We start from the raw sequence: 13,888 nt of genomic DNA, 5'->3' as shown, positions 1-13,888 counted from the left end.
TATTTTTGTCCTTAGCGCCATGAAACAAAAAGGGGGAGATCCATCCATGGGTATTTGATGGTCTGAAAACTCCACGGCAACTGGTCGATCAGCATGTCAAAGGGGGCGGGGAAGATTTTCAGCTGCCAGTGTTCAGGGGTTGAGGTGAGCATGCCTTCACGTTGAAAAAAAGAAGCTTGCAGCGTGCTGATGCTGGTTTTTCCTATGGCCCGCCAGTGGGTAATAATGGCGGTGAGTAAACCCTCTATCAGCGTTTCTGCCCTTTCCGGCAAGGTAACCTGCTGGGGTATAGCAGTAGATGGAGCAATCCCGCAGAGCACCTTATTCAGCAGCAGCTGATATTCAGGCGCGCTGTTGGTGTAATCCGTCATCCATTGCAGGCAGAACAGCGCCTGCAACTGTGCCTGACCGTCAACGAAATTGCGCCCATCGGTCAGGGCTAATTTCTGAAATAACACCGGAATATAGACTGAAGCGAGAACCAGCCCCGCATTGTGAATGACGATGGGATCCGCGCTGACTTCTGCATTATCCTGCGATTTTTCCCGTATATTCTCCGTGCTTTTTTTCATGCCTTTGTCTGTCATATCAATGGCCTCTGCAAGCTGTCTGATTTCAGGTTGCTGATGATTAAGATGTGCCGCCCAGGGGGCTTTTCCCGGCGGGTGTTGTTTCCCCTGACGGGCTATCTGTACTAACGTTTTTCGCTGTGAGGTGGAGGATATCAACGGCAGTAGCCGTTCAGTCAGCGCAGCAACCGACCTGTCGTCTGATGCTTTGTCCTGCACGGCGTGAGTTCGCCATAATTGCGTCAGCTCAATAAGTACTTCCTGCATGAACCTGTCGCCGGTCATGGCGATCCCTCTGAGCCAGTGCTGGCGATACAGCGTTTGCCAGAAAAAAACCTCTCCCTGTTTTGGCGAGGCAAAGAGCTGACAAAATGCCTGGCGCAATACCAGCAATGCGAGGGTGGTGCTGGTCAGTCTCGGGAACAAAATCGCCTGGTGTGTTTCAACCGACAGTCCTTCAAGCCAGCTTTGCATATGGCGTGGGTTTGCCAGCGCGCGCTGTAGCCATTGCAGTAGCGGGAGCTGCGGCCCGCGCGGCGATAAGCCTGCCAGTATGCTTTGTGTCGGAGCCGGGGCTTTACCTTCCAGCCATAGCTGTAATTTTTCAGGCAGCGCCTCTTCCGGCAGAAGGTTCTCTGTCCATCGCCGGCGTTCCGCCAGCGGGTGATGAATGTCATTACTGCTGAGCACCAGCTGTTGCAACTGATGGTGGAGCGTTCGGTCTGGTGATGCATTTTGCCTGTTTATCTGTTGTAGAAACCGTTGAAGCCATTGCTCTGGCGTGGCAGGACAGTCATGGCTGAGCAGCAGTGGGTAAAACCAGTGAGGGGCTATTTTAAATTGATTGACTATCGCAAGCAGTAAAGGCAACAACGCGGTCAGGCGCTCACTGCATTGCGGTTGCATGATGCGTATCAGGCGCGTCAGCTGGGGGATGCTCCATGTCTGAAGCTGCATGGCGGTTGCCGACGCGTTGATCGCGGCATAGTGCTGTAAAAGCGTTTGTTGCTGCTGGTTTACAGCCACTGTCTGACCGTCGGCCTGCACACGGTTGAGTAACTGAGGTGCCGTGACCGGTGGCCGTTGATGATGTTCAACAAGGTCGATTAACTGCTGACGCCATAAAAAGCCGCTATCGCTCAGACGCAGCCACTCATGAATTAATAGCGCAACGTTAATCTGATAGCGGGCAGAAAGCTGTTCAGTGATATTCAGCAAATATTGGTAGTGATTAAATTCACTTCCCCGGCGGCTTATCAGGTAGTGCAGCGTCAGCTCCCACAGGGCAGTTCTGGTGTTGCTGGCGTCGGGTGGATTTGCCCCATGACTCAGGGCGAGGGCGATGGTCTGACGCCCGGCAATCACCGTACGTACGCTCTCGGTGGCCTGTGGACTGACGATGCTGGTTAATGTGAACAGAGCGGGGTCATCAAACTGGGCCACCCAGCGCTTAATTATCGGCAGCGAGCTTCCCAGGCTGACAATCAGCAGCGGCAGTCGTTTCCCGTGGTCGCGCTGCCATTGCTTAATGTGGTTATTCCACTGAATCAGCCGGGCACTTTGCAGCGTGAGAATGATCTGCTCGATGTCGGCGAGCTGGGCCAGAGAGAGCCCGCTTATCAGCGAGGGTGAGAGTGACAGCCGGAAAAAAGAAGGTGAGGGTGCGTCATCCTGAACGGATTTTTCCGCGGAACCGGAGGATGCGACCTCCTCAAGCAGACGGCTCAGGGGGACACCGTGCAGTAAAAAATCACCGGCATCGATAACGCTGTTGCTCATTGACGCCAGCTGATGGCGATAAGAGACATGATGCCAGCGTGCCATCTGGCGGATTAAATAACGCAGATAGCTTTTGGGATTAAATGCGCCACTGCTTTCCACAATCAGAAAGGCAAAGGTGAATCGCCATAAATTCATCGTTGTTGTGCGGCCGATCGTCGTGGTGTGCTGGGGTGTAAACAGGCGATGTTGCACGCTGAGGATCTGTATTAAAGGCGTGGCACTCGGTTCCAGTATCCCGACCAGCGCTGATAAGGTTTTATCAGAATAGGTTTCACACCAATGGCGTCGCACATAGTCCAGTTGGCCACACCAGCGTAATAAGGCGGCAAACGGCTGCGAAGGTGGTGGCCAGTGCAGCAGGAGCTGTTTTTCTTTACCGGCACAGAGCGCCATAACCAGCTCATTGATATGCAGAAATGGCACCGTGCCGATCGGCAGATGTGCCTCGTCAGCGGGTGCGCCAGCGGCCAGGCTGATTTTAGCGGTTTCCTGTTTATCGGACGCGTTTAACCTTGTCGGTGAAGCAATGACGGGCGCAATGGCATGGAGTAAATGCAATAACTGCTCCCGCAGTGCGCTATGGAGGGTGATGCTGTTCAGCGTTGAGATTAACGATGCCAGCAGCGTCTCTGCCTTCTGGTTTTGCGCATTTGCCATCCGGGTCACCAGGCCTGCCATGTAGCTCTGGCGGTTAAAGGCACTGCCACGATCGATGAGCAGGTACTGGAGGGTGAACAGCCATAAATGCTGGTGGATTTGCGAGGTGGCTAACAGCGTGACGGATTTCTCTGCGCCTGATGCCTGCGTGGCGTAAACATCGCGCGAGGTTAAATCTGCCCGGCTTTTAAACTGCCACCAGTCTGGCATTTGTAGAATAGCGCTCAGAAATGGATATTCCTGCGGCGTTAATACGCTTAACAGCAGCAAACGCTCAGCTTCCGTTAAATCCTGCACCAGACACCAGGGCAGCTGGCTGTCGCTGTGCCGTTGCCGGAGCGCGTTAATCAGCTGCGGTGCATACTGCTGAATCAGCTTTTGCCAGTCGGCACGCAGCGGAGTCAGGTTGTGTTGTGCTAACAGCTGGCTGAAGCGGTTGAACCACGCCAGTGCCAGCCGATCGGTTAATTCTCCCTGGCGGCTGACCGGGTGCGTTAATAACAGTGACATCATCTGCCATTGCCAGGCTGGCGCTAACGAGGGAAACAGCGCGGCAATGTGACTGGCAGGAAATTGCTCAACCAGCCGTCGAACTATCTGCTCAGGCCGACTGGCGGTACTGAGTGCGTTAATCAGCCGGGCCGAGTGCTCGGTCAGCATATCCGGCAACCCCAGTGATTCCGGCAATTGTCTGCCTGCAACAGACCACGGAAGCGCACCGGTACGAAGGAATTGCCAGAGCAGGTTCCAGCGCTGTTGCTGCTGGCTCAGCACCTGCATGTGATGAGGTTCAGCCGGTGGTCTGCTCTGAGGTGTCTGCCTGGCGATCTGTAGCTGTGAGCGCAGTGTGGTTTGTAGTATCTGTTTGAGCCTTTCTGGTGCCTCTTGGTAAAATGCCCCTGCGCTCAGCACACCAAGATCGAGCGTCAGCGTGTCAATAACCAGGGTCTGGTGCTCAGGACAGACCTCGTCAAATACCGCTTCCATCGCCGGGATGAATTGCTGCACAACCCACTGTGCGGCGCGTAGCTCAAAGGCTTCTGCATCAGCAACTCCGCTGAAATTAAATTCAAGGCTGGCGTGATTAATTTTGTGAAGTTGGCTCACAGACTCAACGCCTCATCCGGTTCATTGCGCGAACGTTGTATAAACAGATACAGCTGCCTGGCAATGGCATCGCACGCCGGCTGCTGTTCTTTATGCTGTAGCGCGCTGGATTTTGCCTGCCGCCATCGGCTGTAGAGCGTTTCGAATTGGGCAAGTGCGGAGAAATCAAGCCACAGGCACTGCGTCAGCAGATGCGCCGGGCTGTTTTCGATGATTAATTGCTCCGCCCGCTCCCGAAATCTGACGTTGCTGAAGCGAGCGGTGTAGCCCGGCAACACAACAATTACCCGGTTGGCATAGTCGCTCAACGATGCGTTATCGTCCCCGGTACGCAGTAAAATCGGTTCAACGACATAAAGCCCTTCGCTGCTTTGGTTCAGCCCGGTCAGCCAACGTTGCAACAGGTGGCAAAGCCCGGTGAGTGTCTGTTTGTCAGGGTGGCTGGCGATATAAAACCACTGCCGGGGACCTGCAATATCGGCGTTAAAAAACAGCTGGTAATAACCATGCTCCGGGCAATGCAGCAGACGGTATCTGCTGTTATCAATGCCAAACCGCATCAGCGCGTCCGGCAGCATTCGCTCGTGGAACAGCGAGGTGGCTAACAGACGATGTTGAATATCCTCTTCGTTTGGGTATTCCGCTAAACGGTTAGCAGCTAAAGGCAGCAGGTTTGTCTGTGCGCCGGGGCTGAGTAACCACAACACTTTTTTGCCTGCATCGCTGGGGAAGTGGAGCGGGTCCGGCACCAGCTTCAGTGAGTAGCGGGTAATAGCCTCGGTACAATTTCCCTGTGAGGATGCCTGTGGCAGGAGTCCCAGCAGCAGCGAAAGGCGCTGACGGTATCCCCCCTGATGTTCAGGCTGAAGCAAATTATCACCCATGCCCCGCTCACGGGTCATGGTGACGATATTCAGGATAAAGGCCTGTTTATATTTCAGTAGCTGTTTTTCTAATATCGGGGCCGGAAAATAGGGATTGAACTGGCGATGTAATCCTGCCGGAAACCGTTCGCTGTATAGGGCGAGCAAATAATCAAAGATGCGATTTTTCCGTTCAGGATAATCATCAAGCCGGGCACGTAACTGATCCAGACGCGTTGCGGCATCCGGCGGGTAATGCCTGGCGATATTATAAAACTCTTCATCCTGTAACAGATGCGCGTGATAGGTGGTCTCAGGCGTTAATGACAGCGAGAACAGGGTATTCAAGCCGTCAATGTCATCACAAAAATTAGCCATCAGTTGATCAAACAGCAGTAAGTAGCTGCGAAGCTGATGCCGTTGAGCCTGTTGTTGCGCATGGTAATCATTCGGCATCCCCGGCGCTAAATGATAGTTCCTCGGGAACAGCGTTTGAATGGACTCATAGTGGCTGAACTCAACGTGATGGCCAACGGGCAGCGCCACAGGCGTGGCCGCGTTCAGCCGGGCAAAACGTTGCTGATATTGAATCTGCTCGATTTGAATGGCGAGATCGGCGTAGTCGATATCAACCGGGTGCTGAAACTGAATAATCTCAATCCCTGAATGGGCAGAGGGTTGCGGCAGGGTCAGATATGAAAAAGGTGCAATATCATCAAGCGGCACAGGTTCAGCATAACCGGTGTTATCCCGGTACTGAATAAACGCCAGCCGCTCGATATTCTGGACCCCATCTTCAGCCAGTAGTGATTCTTTAATCACCGTCGTGGGGGTGATTTGCACATTTGCTTCCAGCCAGAGGCCAATCCGGTGGCAGATACGGGCAGCAAACCCGGTGACATCCTCGATATCATCACTGACGTGAATGACAGCGTTGAGCGTCAGCGGGTGTTGCCCGGTTAATTCAATGGTGGATAAATCTTCTGCCACTGCCCGTACCCGATAAAACGTCTGGCGAATATGATCCACCGCGGCATGTTGCTGGCTGTAAACCGAATGCTGACCTGAAACTGAACGCTGCTGGCTTAACGCGTAAAAATGATTGAGCTGCGCATTAAGGGTGTAAATACCCAGCTGCGGGGCATGCTCAGCCAGGCGTAACCACACTTTATCCAGCTCAGGCAACCGGGCTAATAACCATGTTTCATATTCTTCTGGCTGCTGCGGGTATGCCGGCAGGATATCCTGCGGCAGCGCTAAGCCATGAGCCCGGTAATCAATCTTCCCTGAGGGATCACAGAGATAATCGGTCACCTCAAACTCACAGCGGTAAATAAGGTCGGTCAGGGCATAACACACCTGCTCCAGGATCGTCATACCCGGATCGTGCGTGTTGTAGTCAGTCCAGAGACGACCACTCATCTGCTGGATGTATGTCAGACCAAGCTGATAAAGATGTTCGAAGCTATTCGGATTATCATTATGGCGCTGTTTGGAAATAGCTTCAGACATCATTGACTTTATTCCCCGTTGCCATGGAGTGGCATTGCTGCATAAAGGGGTCATTCCACAGTTGCGTAATGTGGTAGCGGATGGTCTGGCCTTCACCAAATGGCGTAGTGGTGCGAATTTGTAACGCGTAAGGGCGGACGGTGCCTCGGTGGTTATGTTGCCGCCAGCGCAGCTGGATTTTGTCAGCCGACGAGTGAAAGAATGCCTGAGTCAGATGAATGGGGTTCTTATCTCCCCGCTGCCACCAACGCTTGTTTGGTGCGCAGGTATTAATGGCGATGGCATGCACAAGCGCATAACGACCGCTGTAGCGGATGCCAATACCCGCGACGATTTCGAACATATGGCACCCCTCCAGATCGGGGGTGATATCGTGCCATTCGCCGTCGGCGGGGATCGGCGTATCTATTAATACACTGCCCATTCTGGCCTGCGAGGCGATCGTGCCGTTGACATCAAGCGTCTGCTGCGGCGTGGCGGTATTGATCCCCACCTGTCCTTTGGGCGTCATTGAGAGATTGACCGCCTGGGTGGCTTCGCTCTCCGCCGGGTTTTCATCGGTGATATCTGCACTGGGGTTTGCGAAAATCTGTAAATTGCTACCCTGAGGGGAAAATCCGACGTGCCACAGCGGAGTATCGGGACTGTTTTGCTGGTAAAAGCTCAGCAGATGCTGCTGATCCAATGCCCTGAGCTGAAGGCCCGTTTCCGCTGGCTTAATAAAGCCTTCATCACTGTGATTAACGCATGAATCAATCAGGTCTGAAAAATGTTCGGCTGACGGCATGGTCCCATGACGAAAATAGTTCTTGAGCGTGCTGCGGTTACGTTTAGCCATTATTTTTTTCGCCTTCGGGGAGAGAGGGAGTTGTTGATGTGCCGACAATAAATTGTTCCCCGATAACCAGTTCGCCAATACCGACGGTAACGGGTTTATGGGTAAGGCTATCGGCTGAAATTTGAATGTACTGATGCTCTTCCGGGATCAGTAAATACCACGGAAAGGCAGCCCGAACAGGTTGACTGTTTGCCGCACTGTCCTGAAGGGTGTATTCCGCATCTTCATCCATGCTGATTTTCAGTGCGGAGAGCGCACTGACGCTTACCACATCTTTTTGCCTGAGAATAAAGGCGCTGAGCTTCTCAAGTGATAAGCAGAATCCCAGCCCGGTGTTCAGGGTATCCGCTGCCCAGGGGCATAATTGTGATTTGACAGCATATTCCAGTCTTCGCAAGGCGGGGCCATGGCTGACGCCGTCTTTTAAGATGACTTTGCATCTGATCTGGATTTTTTCGTAGCCAGGATTACGGACTTCAATCTCGACGTGCGGGCGAGACACGGCCAACAGGTAACGACGAATGCTGAGGAGACAGGAAGAATCTAACTGCTTTGGCGAACAGAGTGAGTGATCGCAATGGGTATTGACCGGGGTCACGATGATCAGTACGCGGCCTTGCTGCTGCTTAAGAGAATAATAGCTGCGGGCAGGGAAACAGTGTACGGCACCCACCTCCGGGAAGTTTTCCAGAATGAGATGCTCGTAATCCCACGGGATTAAGGCTTTGCCTTTGTGACGCAGGCGTTCACTCACCCGCATCTGAAAGTGCCGATCGCTCTCCGTTTCGGGGATTTTTATCATCGCATTAATTTGTGCTATCGCCGCCAGATTCGGTTTTCGTGGTGTGCTACGCCATGCAGAAAATGAGAGCGGGGTGATACCGTCATCGGCGAGGGGAGCGCCTTTCCCCGTGACCTTTACAACATGCGTGGCGACATGCAGAAAGTCGGGATAGCGGTCGATCCCCCGGTTGGTGCTGACACGGATCCAGAACAGCCCCGATGGCATCACGGTGTGTTCCCTGTTGATGTCATCGGGCAGGTCTAAGGTGACAATACCGGTGGTAAGAAAGTTAAGGGTAGTGTCATGGATAATCTGGTGTGGATGAAGTGTCTGCCATTCATTATCCACCAGGTAATACCAGCGATAAGCGGTAGACGGAAAGGGCGTCAGCAGTCGGGAGTTACCGTCAAACACAAAGAAAATATTTAAATATCCCGATAATTCGGTTGCGGTGATCCCGATAAAGCAGTGGCTGTCTTCTTCGTAATTCGGAAAGAATCGCGGCCTGTGGAGCTGGTGAGTCTGCTTTGGCGGATAAATGACGTTTTCGCCAAAAGGGTGCAGGTGCACAATTTCACTCTGGCTGTGACCGTCGACGCTTAATAAATCAATGGTCGACTCCGCGGAATAGTCGATGGCAATCCGGGTGACCAGCGGCGTATAAGGCGGAGCGGGCAGCGTTCTTTTATGCTTTTTGCTGACGTTGTAAGTGAGTGTCTCACTCAGCAACGGGGCGTAGCTTTTGTGGCCAAATGCCGGCTCCGGGCCGGTTAACTTCAGCTTAAATAACCCGTTACGTAACCCAGACTGGTTACTGTAGGGCGTCCTGGGCTAGGGGCGGGTCACCGGCGTGTAGCCGTTTTTCATATGCGGAAAATGAAAATGTCTGTGATGGTGAAGTGCGCCGCTGGCTGGCGTAAATAATGGTAAGGAAGTCGGGGCGGGTTCAACCCACTGCCCGTTACTGAGCATTTCTGCACGAATCTGGAAACTGGCGTTGGTGTAGGGATAAGGGTATTCAGCATAGTATTCGCTGAAGCCATCTGAACCTCGCGGCAGATTCCCCCAGTCAAGGTGCAGCAGCAACTGGTTAAGGTTTTTTCGGGCAATTTCTTCGTTAGCTATCACCGCATAAGCATCGGGATAAGGCTGGGAACCAAATAAGAAGAAGGGCTGCGAGGAATCAATTTGCCCCTCAGGGTTAAATAATTGCATCCGGGTTACGCCGCTGACCTGTGCCGACATCGCCAGTTTTGCTAATTCAAAATCGCGGAAAATAGCGTAGGGAAAGCAGTTGCTTTGTCGCTTCAGGGTTATTCTCAGCGATGCACTGTGCAGCAGATGTGCATGGCGGGAGATGACGGGCGCAAAGCCGGTATCCACATGACATTTCACCCTGAATCCCGTTTCACACTCGTGGGGGGCGCAGGGATAAATTTCCACATTATCAAGCACCTCCCAACCATTTTCGGTTGAGGCTTCAATATGGAATACACCCTCAAAGAGTTGATAAAAAGTCGCCGTGGCCGAGTGGCAGAGCAGCGCTTTTATCGTAGTGTAAGCCGTTGAATCTTCTGCAATAATGGGTTTTAAACGGCTGAGGATCTCTGCGCTCTCGGATTCGGTTAACCACTGTACCGTGTACAGTGCGCGTCGGCTGACTATCTGACCGATGACCCGAAACAGCAGCTCTGTCCTGGCAAGGCCATATTGCATCCCTTCGTCCGGGGTTGAACATATAAACTGGAGCATTTGCAGAAAAAATAATTTACAGGCCCCCCAGACACGCTGTGACGGTTTGAGATGCCGAAACCGGCTGAGCTGCTCTGCTTTTACCTGCTCTGCCAGCCTGACAGCGCTTATCCGCACGGACCAGTCTTCCAGCAGATGGGCATGCAGAGTGAGTAAATGGGTGAATACGCGCGTCAGGGCTGCGCTGGTTTTATTATCATCATCCACCGCCAGTAATTCCTGGGCAACAATGCCCGAACGTACCTCCTTGAGATGAATCACGATATCGATGCTGCGGTTGCCCTGCTGCATCGAAAATAAGGGATCGGTGATGACCAGCCCCATCGGCTGCGTGCTGTCTTCGGTTTTGTACTTGTTATTAAATATATTAAATTGCTGTTCTTTCGGGAAATTGTCCCCGGCGGTAGCTGCCGCTATCCGCAGACGCTGTCCGCTGACGCCGCACACCAGGCCCGATTCCTTTTCGGGTGAAACCAGCGGGTCGCGCTGTAAAGTCAGGTTGAAGATGTGCGACACCTCGGCATCCGTGACTTCAATCGGGTAAAGGCTACGATAAATGATCGGCTTAAAGTCAGGGTCATCGCCTGGACTGAACCCGGCACCTTGCTCAAACAGAAGGGTATTCTGGGTTCGGTTGTTTAATGAGAGCTTCAGGTAGATCGAATTCTCTGGTGGCGGATTCTTATCCTGTTGCAAAACCTGCTGATAATAAAATTGCAGATGTTTTTCCGTGAACTGATTCAGGCTCTGTTGTGCTCGTTCGAACAACTTCAGGAAGGCAAAATAAAGCGCCTGCTGCGGGTTATTTTCCTGATGCATCAACGCGGCCTGCAATACCTGCTGGCTTTGCTGTTTTATCTGTTCAATGACATAGACTATTTTGGCAAAGCAGTGACGCATTTGTTCACCAAAGCTGCTGTGCTGCAATACCGGCGATGCGCTATCCAGCGTGTGTTGATCAAGATTCCATAACGGATCAAGCGATTGCAGGCTGTGACGGAATTGCTCAGGTAAGCGGGTTATCACCAGGCTTAGCGGTAATGAAAGGTGATACTGATATTCATGCAGCAGATGATATTTAAGCTGGTAAGCGGTTTCCGGGGTGTCTGGCAGATGTTGATACCACTCCTGCATCCGTTTTAACAAAATGAGTAAAAACTCGACGGTCACGTTTTCACCACGTGCCAGGGCTTGCTTAAATTCTGCCTGAATATGTTTTGTATTACAGGTGGATATCGCGGCACAGACCACGATTTCACTTTGTTGAAACAGATTCCCCCAGTGACAGTCAGGCTGATCCGCCAGGTTTCTGAACGGCAACTGTTGAGCAAATTGATACGCCCAAACGACTAGTTGCTCAAAGCTGAGTTCATGGGGATTGAATATGGATGAGTTTATCGCCTCATCCTGCCGCTGTTGCCGTGAGGTCATTAAGCGATATCCCACTCGTCAGATAACGGGAGTAGCTGCGGCGATATTAAGGTGCCTTCGTTTAAATAGAAGGGATAAACCATATTGCTACGGGTGTTGGTGGTAATAACGCTGTAGTCAATTTGAATAAGCAATTTCCCTGAGAGTGGATCGGGCAAAAAATGAACATCCTCGACATTAATGCGTGATTCGAAAAATAAAATGGCATGGCGAATTTCCGCTGTCAGCTGGGTTAATACCGTCTGTGTGAGTTCTTCAAAGACAAAATGATTAATCCGGCAGCCGAAATCAGGCGTCATCAGGCGCTCCCCAGGCGTAGTGGAGAGGAGAATGGTTAAACTCTGTTCAATATCCTGAATATCAGAACTCATCACGACCTAGTGATGAGGCCCGGTAAAGCTGGGGGGAAATGCCCAGCCTGTTCCTAAAAATGCGTTGTTGTTTGCCATAAATTTCACGCTATCCCGTTGGCGATAATTAACCGCCAATAATGACCGTGGGGCACCCCAGCGCGATAGTGCCTCCGTGACTGGTACTGTCACCCATTCTTGCCGCAGGTTTGCCGCCAATCAGCACGGTGGCAGAACCTTTGATGATGGTAGATGGCGGGCCAACGCAGACGCAGCTATCCCCCAGCACCGCGGCGGGTAACGATCCAATTAACACCGTCGGGACACCCGGTCCTGCAATTGGGCCACCAACATGAGGAACAGGGGGAAGCGCCGGGGTGGCCATCGGACACATCTGTAGGTCCGTAATTCTTGCTGCAAAGGACATATATCAATTCCGCGCGTTGCTAATTAATTTTGACCAGCGTGCCTTTGATGGTCGTTATTCCTGAACAGGAAAGTTCAGCGGTTGTATTTCCTTTAAGCGTTAACCCGGTATTGGCCTGTGCTGAAACATTTAAAGCGGAGATGTTAGCATCGCCCGTCGCTTTAACGATGGTATCGCGTGTGGAGTTAATACTGACTGATCCTTTCGCTGTAATAGTAATATCTTTACTGCTGTTAATAGCAATACCGCTTTCACCCATGCTTACCGTATTACTGTTTTGATCGGTCAGAGTGACAGATTTGTCTTTATCGCTCATCACCACAGAGTTGCCGTTGGGTGTTATTAAGGTCATGATGCTGGTTTCATCGTCAAAAATAATTTTCATCTTACTTTTGGTTACGATGGTTTTGATATAATTATCGGCCGTAATCTCTTCAGGCATTATATTTTTACTGCTGTACAGTGAGCCAAGAATAACGGGATTGCTGGGGTCCTGATTGATAAAGCCCACAATCATTTCATCACCGATTTCAGGAATGAAAAAATTTCCGCAGCCTGATGAACCGTAGAAGCTGGCTAATCGCGCCCAGATTAAACTGGAGTCGTTATCCAGCGTCGGCAGTTTTATCTGAATGCGATAACTGGAATCCGGATCGCCGTCTAATTTGGTCACGATGCCGATTTGCAGCCCATCGACGGGGGGTAAGTACCCTGACGCTGGCGGGGCGGCGATATCACGGTGTTCAGCCGACCACATCGGCGACATTCCCAGTTCAGCCGTGGTAATCCACTGACCTTTCTCAATACTGTGATGAATGCCACCAACATAGTGTGAACCGTTATAGCGCTCACCCACACCAGAGAGCTCCAGTAAGCTGTTAATGGTGGCGCTGGCGTTTCCCTGAAAAGTGACGCTGCCCCGAACCTTACTCAGCATGGCTTTTACCTGATGACCATTAGCCCAGCGAGTCAGAGCATCAGTGCTGATGGTTGAGGCGGTTTGTAGCCGGTAATCACTGATGCCCAGTACCTTCGCTAAATCTGCGCTGGTGAAAGTGCCTTGCCCTGCGATGGACTGAGCTGAACCGGAGCCTGTTACCATGTTTTGACTGGCAGAATCCCACGCGGTCGCGGTGACAGAACTGAGTTGGTTTCGCGCATCTGTTTTTGCCGAGAACGAGATTAAATCTGTTCCATAGGTCACCACGAGGGCCGCCGCAGTGCTTGTTGCAGGTTTATCAATCGTCACCTTATTGCACTGATTGGTGACCACAAAGCCATTTGCTTCGGCGCGCGTAAGGATAAAGTCCCAGTCAGTGCTGTTAAACTGGACAAGCTCAGGCCAGGGGTCGGTAATGCTGCCGACGGAGCTGGTAATGTTGGGGTATTTAGCCAGCAGCGCGCTGATTATTTTACTGTCAGATTGAGCAAGAAAACACTGGCTGTGTTTAGCAATAGTCATTGCTATTGCCTGATCTTTACAAACAATATTCAGGAATGAACTGTTATTCGCCGTAATTTCGAGTCCGTGGCTGATAATAATCCCTTCGAAGATTGTTTTTTCATCACTTGCATAGCCAGCAGAAACAGAAATAGTCGCTCCCGGTTTAAAGGTATCGGCATCGCTGACATCAAAGCGTTGAGAAGGCATATCGCCATCGCTGATGGTGATCTCCGCAGTAGCGATATGATTTATCTGGTAACGAACATGGATAGCGATAACGCCAATGGCGCTGTCAATCGCTTTGCCATCAATTTTAATGGTCCAGGTGGTTACCCCGGTACTGTCATCACTTAATGGAGATATAGCCATAAT

Annotated in this window: 8 protein-coding genes; all 8 read right to left on the bottom strand. The window is 51.7% G+C overall.

The annotated features are described in order from the left end of the window. Nucleotides 1-11: 11 nt before the first annotated feature. Nucleotides 12-4,115 carry a contractile injection system tape measure protein gene (locus tag AC3RPL_RS00755; RefSeq protein WP_490738613.1) on the bottom strand — a complete coding sequence of 1,368 codons (4,104 nt, stop codon included), beginning with the start codon at nucleotides 4,113-4,115 and terminating at the stop codon, nucleotides 12-14. Next, nucleotides 4,112-6,493 carry a hypothetical protein gene (locus AC3RPL_RS00750; RefSeq protein ID WP_490738612.1) on the bottom strand — a complete coding sequence of 794 codons (2,382 nt, stop codon included), beginning with the start codon at nucleotides 6,491-6,493 and terminating at the stop codon, nucleotides 4,112-4,114. The genes AC3RPL_RS00755 and AC3RPL_RS00750 overlap by 4 nt, the downstream gene beginning before the upstream one ends. Further along, nucleotides 6,483-7,328: a hypothetical protein gene (locus tag AC3RPL_RS00745; RefSeq protein WP_490738611.1), complete on the bottom strand. Its 846-nt coding sequence runs from the start codon at nucleotides 7,326-7,328 to the stop codon at nucleotides 6,483-6,485. Before AC3RPL_RS00745 ends, AC3RPL_RS00750 begins: the two co-directional genes overlap by 11 nt. Further along, nucleotides 7,321-8,841 carry a baseplate J/gp47 family protein gene (locus AC3RPL_RS00740; protein WP_490738610.1) on the bottom strand — a complete coding sequence of 507 codons (1,521 nt, stop codon included), beginning with the start codon at nucleotides 8,839-8,841 and terminating at the stop codon, nucleotides 7,321-7,323. The genes AC3RPL_RS00745 and AC3RPL_RS00740 overlap by 8 nt, the downstream gene beginning before the upstream one ends. A gap of 102 nt (nucleotides 8,842-8,943) precedes the next feature. Further along, nucleotides 8,944-11,295, bottom strand: coding sequence for a baseplate J/gp47 family protein (locus AC3RPL_RS00735; protein ID WP_490738609.1), 2,352 nt, complete (start codon nucleotides 11,293-11,295; stop codon nucleotides 8,944-8,946). Then, on the bottom strand, nucleotides 11,295-11,666 hold the full coding sequence (locus tag AC3RPL_RS00730) for a GPW/gp25 family protein (RefSeq protein WP_490738608.1): 372 nt from the start codon (nucleotides 11,664-11,666) through the stop codon (nucleotides 11,295-11,297). The genes AC3RPL_RS00735 and AC3RPL_RS00730 overlap by 1 nt, the downstream gene beginning before the upstream one ends. A gap of 106 nt (nucleotides 11,667-11,772) precedes the next feature. Further along, the gene (locus AC3RPL_RS00725; RefSeq protein ID WP_034938464.1) at nucleotides 11,773-12,072 is read right to left on the bottom strand and encodes a PAAR domain-containing protein; all 300 of its coding nucleotides are present in this window, start codon (nucleotides 12,070-12,072) and stop codon (nucleotides 11,773-11,775) included. A gap of 19 nt (nucleotides 12,073-12,091) precedes the next feature. Then, the gene (gene vgrG / locus AC3RPL_RS00720; protein ID WP_490738607.1) at nucleotides 12,092-13,885 is read right to left on the bottom strand and encodes a type VI secretion system tip protein VgrG; all 1,794 of its coding nucleotides are present in this window, start codon (nucleotides 13,883-13,885) and stop codon (nucleotides 12,092-12,094) included. Nucleotides 13,886-13,888: the final 3 nt, after the last annotated feature.

It is taken from the genome of Erwinia papayae (genome assembly GCF_058241465.1).
The sequence above is the reverse complement of the archived record's forward strand: the minus strand, read 5'-3'. Positions and strand labels throughout refer to the sequence as shown.

What these genes read in the sequence shown, in the direction of transcription:
- AC3RPL_RS00730 (WP_490738608.1), bottom strand. Translation starts at nt 11,666, where the DNA reads ATGAGTTCTGATATTCAGGATATTGAACAGAGTTTAACCATTCTCCTC.
- AC3RPL_RS00735 (WP_490738609.1), bottom strand. Translation starts at nt 11,295, where the DNA reads ATGACCTCACGGCAACAGCGGCAGGATGAGGCGATAAACTCATCCATA.
- vgrG (WP_490738607.1), bottom strand. Translation starts at nt 13,885, where the DNA reads ATGGCTATATCTCCATTAAGTGATGACAGTACCGGGGTAACCACCTGG.
- AC3RPL_RS00725 (WP_034938464.1), bottom strand. Translation starts at nt 12,072, where the DNA reads ATGTCCTTTGCAGCAAGAATTACGGACCTACAGATGTGTCCGATGGCC.
- AC3RPL_RS00750 (WP_490738612.1), bottom strand. Translation starts at nt 6,493, where the DNA reads ATGATGTCTGAAGCTATTTCCAAACAGCGCCATAATGATAATCCGAAT.
- AC3RPL_RS00745 (WP_490738611.1), bottom strand. Translation starts at nt 7,328, where the DNA reads ATGGCTAAACGTAACCGCAGCACGCTCAAGAACTATTTTCGTCATGGG.